This window comes from Thiohalophilus thiocyanatoxydans, from assembly GCF_004366735.1.
GTDB lineage: Bacteria > Pseudomonadota > Gammaproteobacteria > UBA6429 > Thiohalophilaceae > Thiohalophilus > Thiohalophilus thiocyanatoxydans.
Map to the genome: position 1 here is coordinate 263,744 of NZ_SOQX01000001.1, position 22,479 is coordinate 286,222.

The window sequence follows — 22,479 nt, forward strand, 5'->3', positions numbered from 1 at the left end:
AGACGGCGGCCGGCGCAGTATTGTTGCCGACCTTTTTCGGGGCAAATCGGCCGGCCTGAATGGCCGATAAAATCGTTCGATTAACAATGGTTTAGGTCATGAAACGTACTTTCCAGCCCAGCAATCTGAAACGCAAACGGACGCACGGTTTCCGCGCCCGCATGAAAACCCGCGGTGGTCGCAAGGTCCTCAACGCGCGTCGCGCCAAAGGCCGCCATCGTCTGGCCGTCTGATCCGGAGTCAGTGTATGACTCCCGGGCGTTTTGCTCGGCAACAGCGGCTGCTGACCTCCTCCGACTTCCGGCACGTTTTTGCTCATCCCCGGCGCTTTAACCACCCCCATCTGACGATGCTGGTCAGATCCAATCAGCACGCCTATGCCCGTCTCGGTCTGGCGATTCCCAAGCGTCACATCAGACGCGCAGTGGATCGCAACCGTATCAAACGTCAGATTCGCGAATCTTTTCGCGCCTGGCAGACGAAACTGGTAGGATGGGATATTGTCATGCTGGCACGTGGCGGCGCGGACCGGTTGAGTAACCGGGAGTTACGCGACGTGCTGGAATCACACTGGCAAAAACTGGCAACGGTATGCGCAGACTCCTGATTCTGTTAATCGGTGGCTATCGCTATCTGATCAGTCCGGTGTTGGGCCCGCATTGCCGTTATTATCCCAGCTGTTCCGAATATGCCCAGACCGCCGTCAGCCGGTTCGGTGCTTTGCGGGGCGGCTGGATGGCCGTCAAACGCATCAGTCGATGCCATCCCTGGCATGAGGGAGGTATCGACCCGGTACCCGAGAAGAAGAAGTAAATGGAACAACAACGCCCGCTCTTATTCATTGCCCTTGCGATCGTCCTGTTTCTGTTATGGGACGCCTGGCAACGGGATTTTGGCCCCGAACCCACTTCCCAGTCGCGCGAACAAACGGAACAATCCGGTGACCGGGAACCGGATCGCAGCGATGTGCCCATGGGCGCCGATTCGGCGTCCAGGTCGGACCAGAGCCCGGAAGCGTCGGATGTTCCCGCCAGCGGCAATGAGCGCGGAACCGTGCTGGAAAGCGAGCAACGCATCGAAGTCGTGACTGATGTGTTCCGTGCGGAGATTGATACCGTCGGCGGTGATCTGCGCAAGGTGGAGCTGCTCGAGTATCCGGTTGAAAGCGACAAGCCGGACGAGCCGGTGGTGTTGATGAATGACAAACTGCCCAACCTGTTTGTCAGCCAGTCCGGTTTTACCGCCAAGCGCGAGCGTGAGGGTGATGACAGTCTGCTGGAAGCCCCCAACCATTACAGTCGCTATCAGGCCGATGCGACGCGCTATCGGCTGCGCGAGGGTAACGACAGCCTGAGCGTGGATCTGGTCTGGGAAAGTTCCGAGGGCGTGGAGTTTATCAAGACCTACAGGTTCAGCCGCGGCGACTATCTGATCGATGTGGAACACACCGTCAACAACCCGACGGATCGGCTGTGGCGGGGGAACCTCTATACCCAGTTGCAGCGTACCCAGGTCTCGGAAATCGACACGCCCCAGTTCGTCTACACCTATATGGGCGGGGTGATCTACTCGCCGGAAGAGAAGTACGAGAAGATCGACTTTTCCGACATGCAGGACGACGATCTGGAACGCAAGATCACCGGTGGCTGGGCGGCCATGATCCAGCACTATTTTGTCGGTGCCTGGATTCCCCCCGCGGAAAAGCAACAAACCTTCTACAGCCGCTATATCGAGAACGACACCCGTTATGTGCTCGGCATGAAGTCGGCCGACGAGCTGCGGGTCGGTGGGGGTGAACAACAGACCCTCAGCAACCGCCTGTTTGTCGGGCCGAAATTGCAGGAACGTCTCGCGGAGGTGGCGCCGGGGCTGGATCTGACCGTTGATTACGGCCTGCTCCATTTCATCTCCAAGCCGCTGTTCTGGATTCTCGATTTCATTCACGATTTTGTCGGCAACTGGGGCTGGTCCATTGTGCTGCTGACGATCCTGATCAAGCTGGTGTTCTACAAGCTCTCTGAAACAAGCTACAAATCCATGGCCAACATGCGCCGGGTGCAGCCGCGCATGAAGCAGCTCAAGGAGCGACATGCCGGCGATCGCCAGAAGATGAACCAGGCGCTGATGGATCTCTACAAGAAGGAGAAGATCAATCCACTGGGCGGCTGCTTGCCGATCCTGGTGCAGATTCCGGTCTTTATCGCCCTCTACTGGGTGTTGCTGGAGAGCGTGGAAATGCGCCAGGCGCCGTGGATTCTCTGGATCCAGAATATGTCCGCCCCGGATCCCTACTTTATCCTGCCCTTGCTGATGGGGGTCACCATGTTCGTGCAGCAGAAACTCAATCCGGCGCCGCTGGATCCGATCCAGGCCAAGATCATGATGTTCCTGCCGTTTGTGTTTACCATCTTCTTCGCCTTCTTCCCGGCGGGGCTGGTGCTCTACTGGGTGGTCAACAACCTTCTGTCGATTGCCCAGCAGTACTACATCACGCGCTATGTGGTGAAGGCGTGAGGTGGCGAGGGCGTGAGTTCGCGAGATCGCGTTAATCCCGGTTCAACTGACGATTTAACGCGTTCCCGCGCTTACGCCCCCGACACCATCGCCGCCCTGGCTACCCCGCCGGGGCGCGGAGGCGTCGGGATCATTCGCGTCTCCGGCCCGGCCACCGCGGCGATCGCCGGGGCGGTGCTTGGCGAGCTGCCTCGCCCCCGCCATGCCGAATACCGCCCCTTTTATGATAATGCCGACCAGGCCATCGATACCGGTCTGGCGCTCTGGTTTCCCGCTCCCCACTCGTTTACCGGCGAGGATGTGCTGGAATTGCAGGGCCACGGCGGTCCGGTGGTGATGGATATGCTGCTGGCGCGGGTGATCGCGCTGGGGGCGCGGCTGGCCCGGCCGGGGGAATTTTCCGAACGGGCCTATCTCAATGACAAACTGGATCTGGCCCAGGCGGAAGCGGTCGCCGATCTGATCGAGGCTGGCTCGGAACAGGCGGCGCGTTCGGCGCAGCGCTCCCTGCAGGGGGTCTTCTCCGAGTGGATTCACAGTGTGGTCGAACAACTGACCGAACTGCGCATCTATGTGGAAGCGGCCATCGACTTTCCCGAGGAGGAGATCGACTTTCTCTCGGATCGACGGGTCACCGAGCAACTGGCCTGGTTACAGCGCGAGCTGAACGAGGTGATCAAACAGGCCCACCAGGGACAACTGCTGCGCGAAGGGATGCGCATTGTGCTGGCCGGGCGACCCAATACCGGTAAATCGAGTCTGCTCAATGCCCTGGCCGGCCGCGAATCGGCCATCGTGACCCACATTGCCGGGACCACCCGCGACGTGTTGCGCGAGGAGATCAGCATCGACGGCCTGCCGTTGCACATTATCGATACCGCCGGTCTGCGTGAGGGGGGTGATGAGGTGGAGCGACTGGGGATGGAACGCACCTGGCAGGCGATCGAACAGGCCGATCGGGTTCTGCTGTTGATCGATGATCGCCAGGGGTTTGGCGAGCCCGAGCAACAGATTCTGCAACAACTGCCCGCCCACCTGCCGGTCACCCGGGTGTATAACAAGATCGATCTTACCGGGCAGGCAGCCCGTTTGGATGAAGATGAACAGAGTGTCCGGCTTTACCTGTCGGCGACCGGGCAACTCGGCATCGATCTGTTGCGCGATCACCTCAAGGCCTGCGTAGGCTATACTCCACAGGGTGAGGGCATGTTCATGGCGCGACGCCGCCATGTTGATGCGCTGCAACGGGCCGATGAGTTGATCGCCAATGGCACAGCCCAGTTAAGTGAACACGGGGCCGGCGAACTGCTGGCTGAAGATCTGCGCCAGGCGCAACAGGTACTGGGCGAGATTACCGGTGAAGTCAGCAGCGATGATCTGCTCGGGAAAATCTTTTCCAGTTTCTGTATCGGTAAATAGCCGCACAAGGGAGCACGACGATGAAAGGACGACACTACGGATTATTGCTGCTGAGCATCGCGCTGGTCAGCGCCTGCGCCACCAGTCCCACCGGACGCTCGCAACTGATGTTGGTTTCACCCGAGACCGCCATCGTCGAGTCGGAAAAAGCGTATGTCAACACGGTCAAGGCGCTGGGCGAGGAAAACAAGCTGCTCAACGATCCGGCGATCAATAAACGGATACAGGCGATCACCGGCCGGGTGGTTTATGTGGCAGAGCAGCAGTATCCGCGCACCCGAAACTGGAAGTGGAGCGTGGCGGTCATCGACGATGCCGAAACCGTCAATGCCTGGGCGATGGCCGGGGGGCGCATGGCGGTCTATACCGGACTGCTTGAACAGTTAAAACTGACCGATGCCGAGCTGGCCCAGATCATGGGCCACGAGATCGCCCATGCGCTGGCCAACCATACCGCCGAGCAGATGTCGGTGGCGATGATGACGCAGGTGGGTGTCACCGCGGTCGGCATCGCGACCGATGCCTCGGATACAAGCATGACCGCCGGAGCCATTGCGGCGCAACTGGCGGTACAGCTGCCCAACAGCCGGACGGCGGAATCCGAATCCGATCGCATCGGGATCGAGCTGGCAGCGCGGGCCGGCTACGATCCCGCGGCGGCGGTGACGCTCTGGCAGAAGATGGAGAAGGTCGGCGGCGGCGGCCCGCCGCAGTTTCTCAGCACCCATCCCGCGCCGGGCGATCGTCAGGCAACGCTCGGCAAACTGGTGCCGAAGATGCGCAAGCTGCAGCCCGCGACACTTGGCCCCGTGGCCCCGGTGACCCTGGCGCGCTGAACAGGCGATCCGACTTCCCGAACAGGGTGCGCTTTGTACGCGGCGGGTGTGCGGAATGTCTGTAGTCAGAACGTTTATCGACACCGACAAAGCTTATTCCGGCGTATGCGCGGACAAATGCTTCGCCTTGAGTTGTTCGACATGGGTAATCAGGCCATCCACGGTCTCTTTTAACAGATCGAGCTCATCCAGACTCAGTGCATCGAGCTGTTCAAGGTTATATTCAATGGTGTCGATGATCTTCTTGTGCGGACGCTGCATGGGCCGCATGAAATAGGTGGTCACGGTAGCGACAATCGTGCCAAAAAACAGCAAAGATCCGATAACGATCCACACCCCGCCGATCAATCTGGCCAGCCCCGAGACCGGTGTATCGGCAATGCCCGCAGTCGAAAAGGCGGCAACCCCCCAGTACAGCGCCTCGGAATAGCTCTGGATGGACGATCCCGCAATTCCCCGCTCGACCAGATAGAGTCCCAGGGAGAAAACCAGCCACAGGATGATTAACAGCAACACCATTTTGGTTAGCGGGGTATGGGTATAAACATCGCTGATAAAACGCTTGAGTCGGGTGTGAGGTGTATGACGGCGCATGGGTCATTCCGGATGGGGGTTATGAAAGTCCATTGAGTGTAGATGATGGATCACGGCGGGCACAGCAAGCCACAGACTTTGTTGCCGGAAAAAGGAAGGCGTGAATCGCGCTGTTCTCCAGGTATGCGATCCGATTAGGTTAAAGCGATGGCGCACTTGTCACGCCGGGTTGGCGGCGGTCAGAGTGAAAAGCGGCGTACGGCACGGCGCAGGCTTTTCAGATGCCGGCGGTATTGATCCCCGTTCAGCGGCGCATAGCGTAACTGCAGGTAGTGACGGGTAATATGTGTAACCGCGTCGGCCACGCCCGGTTGTTGATAAGCGACGCGTCGGCAAAACCGCGCCGGCGTTTCGCCGGGCGCTTTTTGCCAGCCACGTCGCGCCAGTTTACGCAAAAACCGCCGGTAGAGGCGCGCCGCGCGATTGCCCGGCGCCGAGCGTGGCGTCGGACGGAACAGCACGGCGGCAATGACCAGCAGAGCGACGCCGATGCCGATAAACAGCAGCATGATCAGAGTGCGCCAGTTGATGTCGTCGAGCCCCAGTGCCTTGAGCAGGGCATTTTGTTGCGAGCGGTTATAGCCGATCACCCACTGCTGCCAGCGGTTGTCGAGCGCGTCCCAGACAAACCCGGCCTGGCGCAGCGATTTTTGCAGCCAGGAGCGTTGCGCATCGAGCTGGCTGCGCACCTCGGGCTGGCGCGAAGCCAGATCGGCATCCAGCTCCACGCGCGAGGGGGGAATGACACTGGTGGGATCGATCCGCACCCAGCCGCGTCCCTCCAGCCAGACTTCGCTCCAGGCATGGGCGTTGGACTGGCGCACGATCATGTAATCGGCCAGCGGGTTCATTTCACCGCCGTAATAGCCGGTCACGACCCGCGCCGGAATCTCCGCCTGACGCATCATCACGGTGAAGGCGGAAGCGTAGTGCTCGCAATAGCCGCGCCGGGTTTCGAAGACAAACTCGTCCACCGGATCATCGAACAGCAGTGGTGGTTCGCGGGTATAGTAAAACGGCTGATCGGCGAAATAATCCAGCACCGCCTCCACCAGTTCGCTCGCCGAGTCGGTCTTCGCCGCCAGTTCCGCCACCAGTTCGCGGCTGCGTGGGGAGGTGTTTGCGGGCAGGCTCAGGTAACGCGCCCGCTCCGCCAGTACCTGCGGATCCAGTTGATAATCCGGGTAGGAGCGCATGGGGTAGCGATAGGCTTCATCAATACGCCGACGGGCCAGCAGCTGGTATTCGCTGTTGACCTGCGCGTTGTCCGGCAGCGTGGCGGGCATATCCAGCGCGAACAGCCACTGGCGGTTATGCGGCTCGAGCGTCACCTGATAGTCCACCGGCTGCCCCTGAAATCTCAGATCAAACTGCTGGAGCAGGCGGATCTGATGCGGCCGGGTTTGCCATTTGTTGTCGTTGTATTGCCAGAGTATGGGGCCGCGCCAGTAACGTTGTTCCGGGGCCGGCACCGGGCCATCGAACTGGACTCGAAACGCCACGGCATTCGAATCGGCCAGCCGGCTGATGCGCCCCGGCGCCATTTCATCACTCAAACCGGTCCGTCCAGTGGTAGCGTCTTCCGGCAGCCCCCACAGGGGACCGGGAATGCGCGGGAAGAGGAGAAACAGGATCAACGCCACCGGCAGTGCCTGGAGCAGCAGCCGCGAGCCCAGGCGCAGGTCACGCAGCAAGGGTTGTCGCGCAAAAGGCTGTGCCGGGAGTTGAAAGCTGATCATGCTGGCAACCAGCAAGGTCACGACCCCCAGCGTGTAGATCCCCATCAACAGGGACTGGCTGAACAAAAAGGCGGTCACCATGACAAAGAAGCCGAGAAAGACCACGACCGTGACATCCCGCCAGCTGCGCATCTCGAACAGCTTGAGCGTCAGCATCAACAGTAACAGGGCGCTGCCGGCTTCGCGGCCGACCAGGGTGCGATAGGTTGCCAGTAGCGCCAGAATCGCCAGCACCACCAGGCCAGTACGCACCAGGCGACCGGGAAGCGGGACCCGCCCTGTATCGTGTAACAGGCGCCAGCCGATTGCCAGCAGCCCCGCCAAGGCGAGCCAGATCGGCAAATGGGGCAGATGCGGCAGGATCACCAGCAGTATCGCGAGCAGTAACAGGCCGTTGGCCAGTGGTGGGCGGGAGAGGGATCGAAAACCTAACATCGACTTCAGCCGAACAGGGCCAGCGCCCGGAGGCACTGTTGCCGGTGTTGCGGGCCGTGGCCCGGTTCAAGGATTTGATCGGGCAGCCACAGGCCGTATTCCAGACCCTGTTGTTCGGCCTCCAGCACCCAGCGGCACAGCCGGGAGAGCCGGCTCTCCGGATCCATTCCCGCCAGCATGCGCCAGTCCAGCCAGAGACGTTCGCTGCGATCGCCGCCGAACTGTTTGGTCAGCAGGCCCTGTTCCCGGGCCAGGGCTTTCCAGTGGATGTGTTTGAGCGAGTCGCCCCCGCGATAGCCGCGCAGCCCGGCAAAGTCGTCACTGCCAACGCCCTGATCCCCCAGCAGACTGGCCATGTAGCGAGAGGCTTGCGGCAGCCCGGCGCCGGTCGCCGGCGCCGGGTAGACCAGGTACTGTTCGTCCGGCACCACGTGACTCCAGGCGCGGAACAGCCCGAGGGGAAAGGTGGAGCCCAGGGTAAAGCGACCAACCGGCTGCCAGCCGCGCATTCCGGCCGGTTTGTGTAATGTGACCGTCGTGTGGCGACCGGGCGGGAGCTCGCAGATCACGGGCGGCTGGTCGGCGAACGCGATCGCGAGGCGATAGCGGGGGGTCGGGCCGGGATTTTCGAGTACCACCGGCACGCTGACCTCGCCCCCGGCAAAGGCCGGATTGATGGTTGCCACCCGCAGTTGCAGTTGCAGCAGATTACGGTAGGTGTGCAGGAGACCGACCAGGGCGATGCTGCCCAGCAGGAAGGTGAGAAAATAACCGAGGCTGTTGCTGTAGTTGATCGCGCCGAGGAGGATCACCGCCAGGGTCACGCCGAAAAAGATCCCCTGCCGGGTCGGCAGAATATAGACGTTGCGGCGGTTGAGCCGCCAGGGCGCGGGGCTGGGCGCGTCACCCTGGAAAAAGCGCGCCAGGTTGAAACGCCGGATCAGTGAAGTGGTACGCATACCCGGCTCAGGGGATCGGGACATCCAGCAGCTGTTGCACCAGCCGCTCGACAACATGGCCGCTCTCGCCGGTCGCCGGGCGCAGCCGGTGGGTTACCACCCCGGGCAGGACCGCCTGCAGATCGTCGGGCAGGACATGATCCCGATCGGCCAGCAGCGCCCGGGCCCGGGCCGCGCGCAATAGTGCCAGCCCGGCGCGCGGGGACAGGCCGCTGGCGATCTCCGGCAGTTCGCGACTCAGCGCGATGATCGCCTGCAGATAATCGAGCAAGCCGTCACTGACATGGATGCGGCTGACCGCCTGCTGGTAAACCAGCAGATCGTCGGGAGTGAGGACCGGGCTCAGATGCTCCAGCATGTCGCGGCGATCCACGCCGCTCAATAGCGCGCGCTCGGCATCGGCGTCGGGATAGCCGAGTTCCAGGCGAATCAAAAAGCGATCCAGTTGTGATTCCGGCAGGGAAAAGGTGCCGATCTGATAGGTGGGATTCTGGGTCGCGATGACGAAAAAGGGTTCGGGCAGAGGCCGGGTCTGCCCCTCCATGGTGACCTGACGTTCTTCCATCGCCTCGAGCAGGGCGCTCTGGGTCTTGGGGGTGGCGCGGTTGACCTCGTCGGCCAGGATCAGCTGGGCAAAGATCGGCCCCGGATGAAAGGTGAACCGGCTGGTCGCCTGTTCGAAGATCGAGACCCCGAGAATATCGGCCGGCAGCAGGTCGCTGGTAAACTGGATACGCTGATACTGCAGCCCCATCACCGCGGCGACGGCATGGGCCAGGGTGGTTTTACCCACCCCCGGCTGATCCTCGATCAGCAAATGGCCGCGGGCCAGCAGGCAGGTGACCGCCAGCTGAATGGCCTCTTGCTTGCCGACGATGATCTCGCCGAGACGGGCGATGGCCTGGTGCAGGGGGCGGGTGTCGGGTTTGACCGGAGTGTCCATAATGACTCGCTCGAAAGGTGTGGAAAATCTGACACACTATTATATAGAGTAGATGCGGTCCTGTATCGGCGCCGCCCGTCGACAATTTACCGAAAAGGCGACCCTGTGCGTACCCTCCTGCTGTTGTTTGTGATCGTCATCACCCTGCCGGGTTGCAGCACTCTTTCCTATTATCTCGGCGCGGTCAACGGCCATGCCGAGATACTCAACCGCCAGCGGCCGGTCGGGGAGGTCGTCAAGGATCCCGCGACCAGTGAAACGGTGCGCGACGCCCTGCTGCAGATCCAGCAGGCGCGCCGCTTTGCCGTCGAGGCGCTGTTGTTGCCGGATAATGACAGTTATCGTTACTACGCCGATATTGATCGCCCGTATGCGGTATGGAATGTGATCGCCACGCCCGAGCTGTCGGTCGAGCCCCGGCAGTGGTGTTTCCTGCTTGTCGGATGTTTTAGCTATCGCGGTTATTTTTCCGAACACAAGGCAGACGCGTATGCCAGGCAGCTGCAAGAGCAAGGCGATGATACCCATGTGGCAGGTGCCCGCGCCTATTCCACCCTGGGCTGGTTTGATGATCCGCTGCTCAACACCATGCTGTTACACGATGAGGCGCACCGTCTCGGTGTGTTGTTCCATGAGCTGGCGCATCAGAAGATCTATATCGACGACGATCCGGCGTTTAACGAAGGGTTTGCCGTGTTTGTTCAGCAAGTGGGTGTCCGGCGCTGGTTCGAGGCACAGGGCATGGACGAAGCAGCCGATCGCTATCAACAAACCGTGCAACGTCGTGCCCGGTTCCATGGGCTGCTGCTGGAGACCCGGGAAAAACTGGCGAAACTGTATGCCAGCGAGCAACCGGACAGGATCAAGCGCGAGCAAAAGCGGCAGCACTTTGCCGATCTCAAGCAGGCGTATCGACAGCTAAAACGGCAGTGGAACGGGTACGGCGGTTATGATGAATGGATGCAACAACCGCTGAACAACGCCCATCTGGCACTGGTTGCCACCTATCGCGAGCATGTGGCTCGCTTTGAAAGGTTGCTCGAGCAGCATAACGGCGATCTGGCGGCCTTCTATACGGCAGTAGAGCGGCTCGCAAAACTTCCCCCCGGGCAGCGAAAAGCCGCATTGCTCAATAACGTTGAATAAATGGAAAATCAGCTTACCCTCAATACTAAGTACTAAGTACTAAGTACTAAGTACTCAGAACTCAACATTATTGCTTTTGTAAATAAAACGGGGCGGTAAAAACCGCCCCAACTTCTTACTGCTTTATGGTTGTTTTTGTTAACCGGTCATACGCTGAACTTTTTCAGCTTCTTCGGAACAGCCACGTTCTTCAGCCGCACGTACTTGGGCAGGCCGTCCTTGTAGGGCGGATAGTCCTCGCCCTTGATCAACGGCAGCATGTAGTCGCGGCATTTTTTGGTGATCCCGAAGCCGTCGGTGGTGATGAAGTTTTTCGGCATCATCTTCTCGACATTGGCGACCTTGGAGAGCGGGGCCATGCCGACTTTCCATTTGAACGGTTTGTTGGAGATGCGGTCCACCGTGGGCATCACCGCATTGTGACCCTTGATGGCGAGCTGCACGGACGCCTTGCCCATGGCATAGGCCATATCCACATCGGTCTTGGAGGCGATATGACGCGCGGCACGTTGCAGGTAATCGGCGACGGCCCAGTGGTTCTTGTGACCGAGCTCGTTACCCACCATTTCGGCGATCACCGTGGCGGCACCGCCCAGCTGGGCGTGGCCGAAGGCGTCCTTGCGATCGGATTCGGCCAGAAAACGACCGTCGGGCCACTGTACCCCTTCGGAGACCACAACCGAGCAGTAACCGTGTTTTTTGACCATGTTGTCGACTTTGGCCAGGAATTTTTTCTGATCGAATTTGACTTCCGGGAAGAGGATGACGATCGGGATCTCGGTATCTTCACTGGAGGCCAGGCCACCGGCGGCGGCAATCCAGCCGGCATGGCGACCCATGACTTCTAGGACGAAAACCTTGGTTGAGGTCTTGGCCATGGATTGCACGTCGAAGCTCGCCTCGCGGGTGGAGACGGCGATGTACTTGGCCACCGAACCGAAGCCGGGGCAATTGTCGGTAATGGGCAGATCGTTGTCCACGGTCTTGGGTACATGAATCGCCTGTACCGGGTAGCCCATCTTCTCCGAGAGCATGGAGACCTTGTGACAGGTGTCGGCCGAGTCGCCGCCACCGTTATAGAAGAAGTAACCGATGTTGTGCGCTTCGAACACCTCGATCAGCCGTTCATATTCGCGGCGGTTGGCTTCCAGGCTCTTTAATTTATAACGGCAGGAACCAAAAGCGCCGGCGGGGGTGTGGCGCAGTGCCTTGATCGCGGAGGCAGACTCCTTGCTGGTATCGATCAGATCCTCGGTCAGCGCGCCGATAATGCCGTTGCGGCCGGCATAGACCTTGCCGATCTTGTTTTTGTTGTTGCGCGCGGTTTCGATCACGCCCGCGGCACTGGCGTTGATTACCGAAGTGACACCGCCGGATTGGGCGTAAAAGGCGTTTTTGGGCGCCTCTTTTTTCGTGCGCCGGGTACTGGTGGTCTTTTTCTTTGCAACTTTCTTTTTGGCCTTTTTCTTGGCAGCCATGTTCGGTTCCCCTTGTTAACTGGATATGGTGGTACGGGTTTTTGTCATAATCAAAACAACAATGCCTGCACGGAGCAGGCATTGTAAAAATTACGGATTGAACGCCCTGACCGGCTTATTCTGCAACGCAAGGCCGGTCTCCCCCCGCAGAGAGGCGATCAGACGATCGGCCGGCTTTGTACCGGCACCGAGCGGCTGTCTATACCGTTTTTGCAGGGTATTGTCGACGGCGCGGCGCTTCGCACTGTTGAAGCCCGGGGGCTGAGTCATGATTCCTGCTCCTTCAAGCAGATGGAAAGGCAAAGCATACCGCAATACCTCCAAAATTGCATGACGCCCTATTCTGAGCGCCTGAGATACGGGTGCAAGTGAACTTTTATATGGCCGGCAAAGCGAGCTTTATGATCTTTTGTCGCTATTTTGCAGATGTTGCTGGAGCAGGGCAAGACGTGCCTGCAGGCGTTCGCTGTCATCGCGCAACTGGTCAACCTCGCGCACGAACGCGTTGACCGCCTCGCGCGTGGCCAGCTGGCGGCTCTCCTGCTGCAGGTATTCGGCCAGGTTGCGGCCGAGAACCTGTCGGGCCTGCCGGCCCCATTGCTGCAGGCCGCGGAACACGTCCCCGATGTGGTGCGCTACCACGTCACCACTGAGGCGGCTGAGGTGTTCTTCCCAGTCGATCGCCAGGTTATCGAGCAGACGCTTGAAGGCTTGCCCGGTCTCCACGTCGCCACGGATAGTCACCTCGCCGGCGAACAGCACACGTCGGGCGTCACCGAAGCTCAGTTCGGCCAGGGCCAGTGGCGTGCCGCTGATCACCGTGTCCGCCTCTTCCACCGAGGTGCTCATGACCTGAATGCCGTCCCGACCCGGCCACAGCATCAGGGTGAGACCGGTACCCTGCAATTCGAGCGCGATGGTCTTGCCTTCGAACTGTTCCAGCCGGGCAAACGCCACCGGATCCAGGCGCAGGGCCTGGTTGAGCGCGGTTTCCACCGCCGCTTCGACGTAGACCAACCCTTCGGCCGCCAGGCTCATACTTTCACCCGCTCTTGCCACTGTTGCACGGTGAGATGACTGTCGTCGTCGATCACCTGAATCACCACACTGCCGGCCAGTTTGTCATGCAGCGCCTGTTTGCGTTTGTCGAAGGCGGCCCAGACAAAGCCGAGGTACAACGGCAGGGCCGAGAGGATATAAGCCAGGGCTCGAATGATCGCCTGGCGCAGGCCCAGCGGTTGCAAGGTGCGGGCGTCCACTACCCGGCAGTTGAGTAGCAGCTTGCCGGGTGTCGCCTGCCAGGTGCGCCAGAAGGCGACCACCGCGATAAACGGCAATACATAGGTCAAAAACAAATCGAGGAAGCCGTAACTGGCCAGCTCGCTACTGTCACCCAGCCACCAGCGCAGATAGCCGGGTCCGTAGGTCATCACCAGCAGGGGCAGGATCAGGGCGGTGTACAGAACGCTGTCGAGTACCAGTGCCAGAAGACGGCGCCAGAACCCGGCATACTGCGTTCTGGTCGCCGTGGCGCTCATAGTTTGTAGCCGCGATGCAGGGCGACGATCCCGCCGCTCAGGTTGTAATAGGCGCACTGCTCGAAGCCGGCCTCCTCCATCATCGCCTTGAGCGTCTCCTGATCCGGATGCTTGCGAATCGACTCGGCCAGATAGCGGTAACTGTCCGGATCATCGGCGAACAGCTTGCCGAGCAGGGGCAGGACCTTGAAGGAATAGGCGTCATAGATCGGATTGAGCGGCTTGATCACCGGCCTGGAGAACTCCAGCACCAGCAGCGGCTTGCCCGGCTTGAGGACCCGCAACATGGAGCGCAACGCGGCCTCCTTGTCGGTGACGTTGCGCAGGCCGAAGGCGATGGTGATCGCATCGAAATGGTTATCGGGAAACGGCAGACACTCGGCATTGGCCTGCACATACTGGAGATTGCCGACGATCCCGTCATTGACCAGCCGCTCGCGGCCCATTTTCAGCATGGAGTCGTTGATGTCGGCCAGGGTCACCGACCCCTGCGGCCCCACCATGCGCGAGAATTTTTCCGCCAGATCGCCGGTCCCGCCGGCCAGATCCAGCACATGATCCCCGCGCCGCACCCCGCTCATATCCAGGGTGTAACGCTTCCACAGCCGATGGACGCCCATCGACATCAGGTCATTCATCAGATCGTACTTGCCCGCGACCGAATGAAACACCCCCGCGACCTTGCGCACCTTCTCCTCGTAGGGAACTTCCTCAAAACCGAAATGGGTGGTCTTTTTCATAGTGGCGGGTTCACATCATCATGGACTGCTATAAATTCTACCCTATTCACCGTAAATTGCGACCTGGTGCCAACCGGGAGGTTATGCAAACTTTGCAAAACGTCGTCATACCGGGAGGGACGTTTTTCACCACGAAGTCACGAAGACTCGAAGTGTTATATTTTTCTTCGTGTCTTCGAGCCTTCGTGGTTAAGCTCTTCCTCGTCCCCAGGCCCTGTTTTAGGGCGTGTTCACATCCTCATGGACCGCTATAAATTCTACCCTATTCACCGTAAATTGCGACCTGGTGCTCCCCGGGAGGGCTTACAAACTTCGCAAAGCGTCAGCATATCGAGAGGTAGATTTTTCACCACGAAGTCACGAAGACTCGAAGTGTTATATTTTTCTTCGTGTCTTCGAGCCTTCGTGGTTAAGCTTTTCCTCGTAACTCGTCCCTAGGCCCTGTTTTTAAGGTGTTCGGGCTCGGGCCGCTCCTTGCCCGCTTCCTTGAGCCGATCCAGGTATTTCTGCCACAGCTCGTCGTAGTTCTTGCCCAGATTATAGAGCGTGTCCCAGGAGTAGATGCCGGTGTCGTGGTTGTCGTCGAAGAACAGCTGGATGGCGTAGTGGCCAACCTGTTCGATGCGCTCGATGTTCACGTCCTGCTTGCCGATCTGCAGTTTGTCCTGTCCCGGCCCATGGCCCTGGACCTCGGCGGAGGGGGAATAGACCCGCAGATATTCGGTGGGCAATTCGAAACGGCTGCCGTCGTCGAAGGCGATCTCCAGCACATGGGATGCCTGGTGCAAATTGATTTCGGTCGGTTTGATGTTGCTCATGCTTGATAACCTCTATAGTACGGTGAGTCTGTCCGGCGCGGCGCGCTTACAGAATATAACGACTCAGATCCTCATCTTGCGCCAGCTCGGCAAGATTTTCATCCACATAGTCGGCGCTGATTTTGACCTGCTCGCCGCCTCGCTCCGAGGCATCGAACGAAATCTGTTCCAGCAGGCGCTCCAGCATGGTGTGCAGACGCCGGGCGCCGATGTTCTCGGTGCGTTCGTTCACCTGCCAGGCGATCTCCGCCAGGCGGTGAATGCCTTCGTCGGTGAATTCGAGGCTGACATCCTCGGTATACAACAGCGCGCGATACTGTTCGGTCAGCGAGGCATCGGGCTCGGTGAGGATGCGCACGAAATCTTCGGTCGTCAGTGGTTCCAGTTCCACCCGGATCGGAAAGCGGCCCTGCAGTTCGGGGATCATGTCCGAGGGCTTGGACAGATGGAACGCGCCCGAGGCGATAAACAAGATGTGGTCGGTGCGCACCATGCCGTACTTGGTGCTGATGGTGGAGCCTTCCACCAGCGGCAACAGATCCCGCTGTACCCCTTCGCGGGAGACATCGGTGCCGGAGCTCTCGCTGCGCTTGGCGATCTTGTCCATCTCGTCGAGGAAGACGATGCCGTGTTGTTCCACATTGTCCACCGCCTTGACCTTGATCTCCTCTTCGTTGACCAGCCGGGCGGCCTCCTCGTCGGTCAGCGCCTTGAGCGCCTGATGGATCGGCATCTTGCGGGTCTTGGTGCGCTGGCCGGACATGTTCTGGAACATGCCCTGTAACTGATTGGTCATCTCTTCCATGCCGGGCGGGGCCATGATCTCCACGCCCATGGGTGCCGCGCTGACCTCGATCTCGATCTCCTTGTCGTCCAGCTCCCCCTCGCGCAGCTTTTTGCGGAATTTCTGGCGGGTGGCGTTTTCCTGCTCCGGTCCGCCGCTTGGCTCCGGCTCGCCACCGAACCCCACGCTGCTGCGCGCCGGCGGCAGCAGGATGTCCAGTACCCGCTCCTCGGCGGCATCGGCGGCCCGGTGACGGACCTTGTCCATCTCCTGTTCGCGGGTGATCTTGATGGCGATCTCGACCAGATCGCGGATAATCGACTCCACATCACGCCCGACATAGCCGACTTCAGTGAACTTGGTCGCTTCGATCTTGATAAACGGGGCATTGGCCAGGCGTGCCAGGCGGCGGGCGATCTCGGTCTTGCCCACCCCGGTGGGGCCGATCATCAGGATATTCTTGGGCGTGATCTCGTTGCGCAGTTCGGGATCCACACAACTGCGCCGCCAGCGGTTACGCAGAGCAATGGCCACCGCCCGTTTGGCGGCGGACTGACCGATAATGTGTTTGTCCAGCTCCTGGACAATTTCGCGGGGCGTCATCTGGGACATGCAGGGGCCTTGATTAGAGTCGGGTTTCAGGTGTCGAGTTCTTCGATGACCAGATTATGGTTGGTATAGATGCAGGTGTCGGCGGCGATATTCAAGGCCTTCTCGGTAATTACGCGGGCATCGAGTTCGGTATTCTCCAGCAAGGCCCGGGCCGCCGCCTGGGCGTAGGGGCCGCCGGAGCCGATCGCTACCAGCGCATGTTCCGGCTCGACCACATCGCCGTTGCCGGAGATGACCAGCATGGCGTCCTTGTTGGCCACGGTGAGCAGGGCCTCGAGCCGGCGCAGGGCGCGGTCGGTGCGCCAGTCCTTGGCCATCTCCACGGCGGCGCGCACCAGGTTGCCGGAGTGTTTCTCCAGCTTGCCCTCGAAGTATTCAAACAGGGTAAAGGCGTCGGCGGTGCCGCCGGCAAAGCCGGCCAGCACCTTGCCGTGGTAAAGCCGGCGCACCTTGCTGGCGTTGCCCTTCATCACCGTGTCGCCAAAACTGACCTGGCCATCGGCGCCCAGCACCACCTTGTTGTCGCGCCGCACGCAGAGCACTGTCGTACCGTCGAACTGTTTCACCGCCTGCTCCTGTCGCTGTCACGGGGGCGGGCATTGTACACCAGGGAGAGTGACAAAAAACCCTGCGGCTCAGGCGGGACTATCCGCAGCCGGAGTCACCCCGTGTCGTCGGAACCAGTGGGTGGCCCCGGCGGCGGTGACGATGCACCACACGGCAAATACCGCCCCGGGCAGCGCGGTCTGGGGCTGATCGGCGAAATGGGCCAGCGCCAGAACGACCCCCAGTCCGGCGTTCTGCATGCCGATCTCGATCGCCAGGGTCAGACGCCGGCGCCGATCGAAGCCGTACAGTCGTGCCAGGGCCCAGCCCCCGGCATAGCCCAGGGCGTTGAGCAGGATGACCAGCCCCAGCACCGACAGACCGTAATCCTGCATGGCCAGGGCGTTGTGGCTGACCGCGTTGGCCATGGCGTAGGCGCAGATGATAATAATCGCGCCGGCCGCGATCCCCGGCGCCACGTCGCGGGCGGTCGCCAGATGGCGACCCAGGTAAGGTTGCAGCCATAAACCCAGCCCGATGGGCAGCACCACGGTGATCACGATGGTGCGCATCATCGCCGCGAAGGGGATCGGAAGAAATTGTCCCCCCAGCCACTCCACCAGTGCCGGGGTCAGCATTGGCGAGAGCAGGGTGGAGACCGTGGTCATGGCGATCGACAGGGCCACCGCCCCGCCGGCCAGATAGACCATCACATTGCTGGCCATCGCACCCGGCGCAGAGCCGACAATAATAAAGCCCAGCGCCAGCGCCGGCGGCAGATCTGCCAGGGTGACGATTCCGAACGCCAGCAACGGCATTAGCACATATTGTGTCGCCACGCCCTGGGCGATCTGCAACGGCTGTTTGAGCGTCGTTACCAGCTCGTCGCGATCCAGGGTCACGCCCACCGCCAGCATGGTCGCCGCGAAGAGCCAGATGAAGATCGGCTTGAAGATCAAAAACAGCGGCGGATACCACCAGGCCATTGCCGCCGCGATCAAAGTCAGTGGTGCGAGGGCGTTGGCGATGAAACGGAAAATAAACATGCGGGCAGTTTACTGATAAGTCGGTGAGAACTCAGCACAACAATGTATGTTTTGCGGCAGATTATTTTCTGCGGCCACTGGCCTGTTCGATTAAGACGTTGGCGATTTTGAAAGTCGCAGGCTTTCAGCTGACAGTTAGCAGAAAAAGGCTATGCGGGTTGTGTTTTGTCATGTTTTAAAAGGATGATCGGAAAGCTGATACCGTATGGCTGAAAGTATCCTTGATACAGGCCGGGAAGTTGGTACAGGCTGTACCAACTTCCTGATTGTTTAAGTCACCCGGTCAAGTGGTCGCAATCGCTTCTGTTCTCAGCCGTTGGCGCCCGGCGGCTCTTTGATCAGATCGCTGTCCCTGTCGGCCAGGCGGGCGATGAGTTTGTCCAGGCCATCGCGGCGGATCTCATCGTTGAAGCTGTTGCGATAGGTCGTGATCACGCTGACCCCCTCGACGGAGACATCGTAGACCTTCCAGCCTTTGTCGGTCAGGTGCATGTGATAGTTGACCGGGATGCTGTCGCCGCCTGGCGGATGGACGCGCGAGCGCACGGTGACGTCGTCACTATCGGCCTCGGCGCGTACCGGCTGGAAGCGAATGAGATCTTCATCCACCGTATTTTCACTCAGGTAATCGGCCAGGGCAGTGGAATAAAAGCGCAGCAGCATGCCACGGAAGTGGCGCATGAAGTTGAGCTTCTGCTCCTTGCTGGCGGTGCGCCAGTGCTTGCCCAGGACCCAGCGCGAGGCGGTGAGCAGATCAATATGGGGCAACAACAGCTCCTCGACCAGCTCCTCGACGACCTTGGGGTCCGCTTTGATCTCGTCGCGGCGCGCGTTGGTGGCCTGGACCATCTCCCGGGCGACCTCTTCCAGAATCTGCCGGGCTTTATCGGGCTCGTCGGCAGCGGTTACGCTCTGGGCCGGCAGCGACAGGAAAAGGGCCAGCAGCAGCGCGCTGAACAGACGGGGCAGGCGCAACAGGAACGTGCGACGGTGGTTCGGGCTGGCAGTAAGGATATTCATGGCGCGCGGCTCCCGTTTAAAATCAGTGTGGGTTACGATATGCTCAATCAGCACAAGCTTATTATATCGTCGATGTAACTTCGATACCTGGATGGGGTATCAGTTCACTTTATTACAGGAGAGGCAGGTGGCCCAGATTGAGACCGGACGCGGCCGTTTTCCCGGGGTGCGTATGCGTCGCATGCGCCGCGACGATTTTTCCCGTCGGTTGATGCGCGAGTCGCAGCTGAGCGCGGATGATCTGATTTACCCCCTGTTTGTGCTCGAGGGTGAAGGTCAGCGCGAGCCGGTGGCCTCCATGCCGGGGATCGAGCGGGTCAGTATCGACGAATTGCTGCGCGAGGGTGAGCAGCTGCTCGAGCTGGGCATCCCCGCCGTTGCCCTGTTTCCGGTGACCCCTGCCGGGGTCAAATCCGACGACGCTCGCGAGGCCTACAATCCCGACGGCCTGGCCCAGCGCGCGGTGCGTGCGCTCAAGGAACAGCTGCCGGAACTGGGCGTCATCACCGACGTGGCGCTGGATCCCTTCACCACCCACGGCCAGGACGGGCTGATCGACGCCAGCGGCTATGTGCTCAACGACGAGACCGTCGAGGTGCTGGTCAAACAGGCCCTGTCCCACGCCGAGGCCGGCGCCGACGTGGTCGCCCCCTCGGACATGATGGACGGGCGTATCGGCCGGATCCGCGAGGCGCTGGAGGGCGCTGGTCACATTCATACCCGGATTCTGGCCTATTCGGCCAAGTATGCCTCCAGCTTCTACGGCCCGTTTCGCGACGCGGTCGGCTCGGCGGCCAATCTGGGCGGTGGCAACAAGTACAGCTACCAGATGGACCCGGCCAACAGCGATGAGGCACTGTGGGAGGTGGCGCTGGATCTCGACGAGGGGGCCGACATGGTGATGATCAAGCCCGGCATGCCCTATCTGGATATCGTGCGCCGGGTAAAAGACGAATTTGGCGCGCCGACCTACGTCTACCAGGTCAGCGGCGAATACGCCATGCTGATGGCCGCGGCACAAAACGGCTGGCTGGACGAAAAAGCGGTGATCCTCGAGTCCCTGCTCGGCTGCAAGCGCGCCGGGGCCGACGGGATTCTCACCTATTTTGCCAAGCGCGCGGCCCAGTGGCTGAAAGCGGAGTGAGATCCGGATAATCTCCTTAAGATCCAGTTACTTGCAGCTCACTCGCAGACGGGCGCTATGTGGACACCGCGAACAGGCCGGTTGCCAGTTAAATCGATGCTCACAGACTGTTGATATTCCGGAATAGGCCGTTATACTTCGCGCGTTCATGCCGGCTTTCGTTGGCCCGCATGCGCAACTGACCGCAAGCCCATAACGCAAGGTAGTTAGCATGCCCCGAAGTTATATCTCTGGCCTGTTCGGCACCTCCCCCATTTCCCCATTACAGCAGCACATGGCCAAGGTACAGGCCACGGTGGAGGAGTTGTTGCCCTTTTTCCAGGCGGCGCTGGTTGAGGACTGGGAAAAAGCCGAATCCATGCAGCAACTGATCGCCGTTCGCGAGGACGAGGCCGATGCGCTCAAGCGCGAATTACGACTCAAGCTGCCCCACGGACTGTTCATGCCGGTCTCACGCCGCGATTTGCTGGAAGTGCTGACCATGCAGGATCGCATCGCCAACAAGGCCAAGGACATCGCCGGGCTGATGCTGGGGCGCAAGATGCGCTTCCCCGACACCATGCATGCACCCCTGCTGGATTTTGTCGATCGTTGTTCCGATGCGACCGCCCAGGCCCAGACCGCCATCAATGAGCTGGACGAGCTGGTCGCTACCGGTTTCGGCGGGAATGAAATCGATCTGGTGGAGTCGATGATCGACAAGCTCGATACCATCGAAAGCGATACCGACGATATTCAGGTCGCGGTGCGCGCCATACTGTTCAAAATGGAAAAGGATCTTCCCCCTGTCGACGTGATGTTCATGTACCGGGTTCTTGACTGGATCGGGGATCTGGCGGATCTGGCGCAGCGCGTCGGCAGCCGGCTTGAGTTGATGCTGGCCCGATAAAAATAACAACAAGGGGAAGATGATGGAATTCGGTATTACCTTCATTATTCTGGCGTGTGTCTTCGGTCTGTTCATGGCCTGGGGTGTGGGCGCCAACGACGTGGCCAATGCCATGGCTACCTCGGTCGGCTCCAAGGCGCTGACCATCAAGCAGGCGATCATCATCGCTGCGGTGTTTGAATTTCTCGGCGCCTTTCTGGCCGGCGGCCAGGTCACTGCGACGATTCGCAAGGGCATGATCGATGCGGAAATGATGGCCGGCTCACCGGAGTTACTGGTCTATGGCATGCTGGCCGCCCTGCTGGCTGCCGGTATCTGGCTGCTGATTGCCAGCCGCGCCGGCTGGCCGGTCTCCACCACCCACTCCATTGTTGGCGCCATTGTCGGTTTTGCCGCGGTCGGGCTGGGGATCGAGGCGGTTCACTGGGCCAAGGTCGGCACCATCGTTATGAGCTGGGTGATCTCGCCGGTGACCTCGGGCGCCATCGCCTTTCTCCTGTTCCTCAGTGTACAAAAGCTGATCTTCAATACCAGCGATCCTCTGGCCAACGCCCGGCGTTATGTCCCGTTGTATATTTTTCTGGTCGGCTTCATCGTCACCCTGGTCACCATGTTCAAGGGACTCAAGCACGTCGGCCTGGAACTGAGCATGCTTCAGAATTACATGGTTGCCATTGTGGTGGGTCTCATTATCATGGGGATCGGGATTTATTTTATCCGCCGGCTGAAGTTCGATCCCGATGCGGACCGCGAGTACCACTTCACCAATGTGGAGAAGGTCTTCGGCATCCTGATGATGGTCACCGCCTGCGCCATGGCTTTTGCGCACGGCTCCAACGATGTGGCCAATGCCGTCGGTCCGCTGGCAGCGGTAGTCAGCATTGTGCAAAACGATGGCGAGGTGACCCAGCGCTCGTTGATGGCGCCGTGGATCCTGCTGCTCGGTGGGATCGGGATCGTGGCCGGGCTGATGATGTACGGCCACAAGGTGATCGCCACCGTCGGCCAGGGCATCACCGAACTGACCCCGAGCCGCGGTTTTGCCGCCACCCTGGCTGCGGCGACTACCGTGGTCGTTGCCTCCGGCACCGGCCTGCCCATCTCCACCACCCATACCCTGGTGGGTGCCGTACTTGGTGTCGGCATGGCGCGCGGGATCGCGGCGGTCAACATGGGCGTGGTGCGTACCATTTTCATGTCCTGGATCGTCACCCTGCCTGCCGGTGCGATTCTGGCCATTTTCTTCTTCTTTATGTTCAAGGGCATCTTCGGCGGCTAG

The 22,479-nt window shown here is 60.3% G+C and carries 24 protein-coding genes; 10 read left to right on the top strand and 14 right to left on the bottom strand.

Annotation, left to right across the window (positions count from 1 at the left end; all coding sequences use genetic code 11):
* Nucleotides 1-98: 98 nt before the first annotated feature.
* The 6 genes from rpmH to EDC23_RS01190 all read left to right on the top strand — a co-directional run bounded on the left by rpmH (nt 99) and on the right by EDC23_RS01190 (nt 4,769).
* Complete coding sequence (gene rpmH, locus EDC23_RS01165; RefSeq protein ID WP_134080438.1) at nt 99-233, top strand: 50S ribosomal protein L34; 135 nt, start codon at nt 99-101, stop codon at nt 231-233.
* Nucleotides 234-247: 14 nt separating this feature from the next.
* Complete coding sequence (gene rnpA, locus EDC23_RS01170; RefSeq protein WP_134080439.1) at nt 248-607, top strand: ribonuclease P protein component; 360 nt, start codon at nt 248-250, stop codon at nt 605-607.
* Nucleotides 592-813 (top strand): membrane protein insertion efficiency factor YidD, encoded by a 222-nt coding sequence (yidD, locus tag EDC23_RS01175; RefSeq protein WP_134080440.1) that lies wholly within the window; start codon nt 592-594, stop codon nt 811-813. The genes rnpA and yidD overlap by 16 nt, the downstream gene beginning before the upstream one ends.
* The gene (gene yidC / locus EDC23_RS01180) at nt 814-2,514 is read left to right on the top strand and encodes a membrane protein insertase YidC (RefSeq protein WP_134080441.1); all 1,701 of its coding nucleotides are present in this window, start codon (nt 814-816) and stop codon (nt 2,512-2,514) included. It begins immediately after the preceding gene.
* Nucleotides 2,515-2,601: 87 nt separating this feature from the next.
* On the top strand, nt 2,602-3,933 hold the full coding sequence (mnmE, locus tag EDC23_RS01185) for a tRNA uridine-5-carboxymethylaminomethyl(34) synthesis GTPase MnmE (RefSeq protein ID WP_317622972.1): 1,332 nt from the start codon (nt 2,602-2,604) through the stop codon (nt 3,931-3,933).
* Between the two features lie 20 nt (nt 3,934-3,953).
* Entirely contained in the window at nt 3,954-4,769 is an 816-nt protein-coding gene (locus tag EDC23_RS01190) for a M48 family metallopeptidase (RefSeq protein ID WP_134080443.1), read from the top strand.
* 93 nt (nt 4,770-4,862) lie between these two features.
* On the opposite strand, the gene EDC23_RS01195 is transcribed toward EDC23_RS01190, so the two are convergent.
* From EDC23_RS01195 to EDC23_RS01210, 4 genes are all read right to left on the bottom strand, one after another.
* The gene (locus tag EDC23_RS01195; RefSeq protein WP_134080444.1) at nt 4,863-5,363 is read right to left on the bottom strand and encodes a potassium channel family protein; all 501 of its coding nucleotides are present in this window, start codon (nt 5,361-5,363) and stop codon (nt 4,863-4,865) included.
* A 179-nt stretch (nt 5,364-5,542) separates the two neighbouring features.
* Complete coding sequence (locus EDC23_RS01200) at nt 5,543-7,537, bottom strand: transglutaminase TgpA family protein (RefSeq protein WP_134080445.1); 1,995 nt, start codon at nt 7,535-7,537, stop codon at nt 5,543-5,545.
* Between the two features lie 5 nt (nt 7,538-7,542).
* Nucleotides 7,543-8,496 (bottom strand): DUF58 domain-containing protein, encoded by a 954-nt coding sequence (locus tag EDC23_RS01205; RefSeq protein ID WP_166668737.1) that lies wholly within the window; start codon nt 8,494-8,496, stop codon nt 7,543-7,545.
* A gap of 7 nt (nt 8,497-8,503) precedes the next feature.
* Nucleotides 8,504-9,439 carry an AAA family ATPase gene (locus tag EDC23_RS01210; RefSeq protein WP_134080447.1) on the bottom strand — a complete coding sequence of 312 codons (936 nt, stop codon included), beginning with the start codon at nt 9,437-9,439 and terminating at the stop codon, nt 8,504-8,506.
* A gap of 105 nt (nt 9,440-9,544) precedes the next feature.
* On the opposite strand from EDC23_RS01210, the gene EDC23_RS01215 reads away from it, so the two are divergent.
* Entirely contained in the window at nt 9,545-10,585 is a 1,041-nt protein-coding gene (locus EDC23_RS01215) for an aminopeptidase (protein WP_166668738.1), read from the top strand.
* A 146-nt stretch (nt 10,586-10,731) separates the two neighbouring features.
* Here the strand turns inward: EDC23_RS01215 and EDC23_RS01220 are convergent, their stop codons facing one another.
* The 10 genes from EDC23_RS01220 to EDC23_RS01265 all read right to left on the bottom strand — a co-directional run bounded on the left by EDC23_RS01220 (nt 10,732) and on the right by EDC23_RS01265 (nt 19,167).
* Entirely contained in the window at nt 10,732-12,063 is a 1,332-nt protein-coding gene (locus tag EDC23_RS01220) for a 6-phosphofructokinase (protein ID WP_134080449.1), read from the bottom strand.
* A 90-nt stretch (nt 12,064-12,153) separates the two neighbouring features.
* The gene (locus EDC23_RS01225; RefSeq protein WP_134080450.1) at nt 12,154-12,333 is read right to left on the bottom strand and encodes a hypothetical protein; all 180 of its coding nucleotides are present in this window, start codon (nt 12,331-12,333) and stop codon (nt 12,154-12,156) included.
* A gap of 129 nt (nt 12,334-12,462) precedes the next feature.
* Nucleotides 12,463-13,101 (bottom strand): ubiquinone biosynthesis accessory factor UbiJ, encoded by a 639-nt coding sequence (locus EDC23_RS01230; RefSeq protein WP_134080451.1) that lies wholly within the window; start codon nt 13,099-13,101, stop codon nt 12,463-12,465.
* Nucleotides 13,098-13,601 (bottom strand): RDD family protein, encoded by a 504-nt coding sequence (locus EDC23_RS01235; protein WP_134080452.1) that lies wholly within the window; start codon nt 13,599-13,601, stop codon nt 13,098-13,100. The genes EDC23_RS01230 and EDC23_RS01235 overlap by 4 nt, the downstream gene beginning before the upstream one ends.
* Nucleotides 13,598-14,341: a bifunctional demethylmenaquinone methyltransferase/2-methoxy-6-polyprenyl-1,4-benzoquinol methylase UbiE gene (gene ubiE, locus EDC23_RS01240; protein ID WP_134080453.1), complete on the bottom strand. Its 744-nt coding sequence runs from the start codon at nt 14,339-14,341 to the stop codon at nt 13,598-13,600. Before ubiE ends, EDC23_RS01235 begins: the two co-directional genes overlap by 4 nt.
* Before the next feature lie 434 nt (nt 14,342-14,775).
* Nucleotides 14,776-15,159 carry a gamma-butyrobetaine hydroxylase-like domain-containing protein gene (locus EDC23_RS01245; protein WP_134080454.1) on the bottom strand — a complete coding sequence of 128 codons (384 nt, stop codon included), beginning with the start codon at nt 15,157-15,159 and terminating at the stop codon, nt 14,776-14,778.
* Between the two features lie 46 nt (nt 15,160-15,205).
* Complete coding sequence (gene hslU, locus EDC23_RS01250; protein ID WP_134080455.1) at nt 15,206-16,555, bottom strand: ATP-dependent protease ATPase subunit HslU; 1,350 nt, start codon at nt 16,553-16,555, stop codon at nt 15,206-15,208.
* A 26-nt stretch (nt 16,556-16,581) separates the two neighbouring features.
* Nucleotides 16,582-17,121 carry an ATP-dependent protease subunit HslV gene (gene hslV, locus EDC23_RS01255; protein ID WP_134080456.1) on the bottom strand — a complete coding sequence of 180 codons (540 nt, stop codon included), beginning with the start codon at nt 17,119-17,121 and terminating at the stop codon, nt 16,582-16,584.
* Between the two features lie 69 nt (nt 17,122-17,190).
* Nucleotides 17,191-18,147, bottom strand: a complete 957-nt coding sequence (locus EDC23_RS01260) for a bile acid:sodium symporter family protein (RefSeq protein WP_134080457.1) — start codon at nt 18,145-18,147, stop codon at nt 17,191-17,193.
* Nucleotides 18,148-18,456: 309 nt separating this feature from the next.
* Nucleotides 18,457-19,167, bottom strand: a complete 711-nt coding sequence (locus EDC23_RS01265) for an MlaC/ttg2D family ABC transporter substrate-binding protein (RefSeq protein WP_134080458.1) — start codon at nt 19,165-19,167, stop codon at nt 18,457-18,459.
* 172 nt (nt 19,168-19,339) lie between these two features.
* Here EDC23_RS01265 and hemB point away from each other — a divergent pair, with 172 nt between their 5' ends.
* The 3 genes from hemB (at nt 19,340) to EDC23_RS01280 (ending at nt 22,479) form a co-directional block, all read left to right on the top strand.
* Entirely contained in the window at nt 19,340-20,311 is a 972-nt protein-coding gene (gene hemB / locus EDC23_RS01270; RefSeq protein ID WP_399359073.1) for a porphobilinogen synthase, read from the top strand.
* A gap of 211 nt (nt 20,312-20,522) precedes the next feature.
* Nucleotides 20,523-21,200, top strand: a complete 678-nt coding sequence (locus EDC23_RS01275) for a TIGR00153 family protein (RefSeq protein ID WP_134080460.1) — start codon at nt 20,523-20,525, stop codon at nt 21,198-21,200.
* A 19-nt stretch (nt 21,201-21,219) separates the two neighbouring features.
* Nucleotides 21,220-22,479 carry an inorganic phosphate transporter gene (locus EDC23_RS01280; RefSeq protein WP_134080461.1) on the top strand — a complete coding sequence of 420 codons (1,260 nt, stop codon included), beginning with the start codon at nt 21,220-21,222 and terminating at the stop codon, nt 22,477-22,479.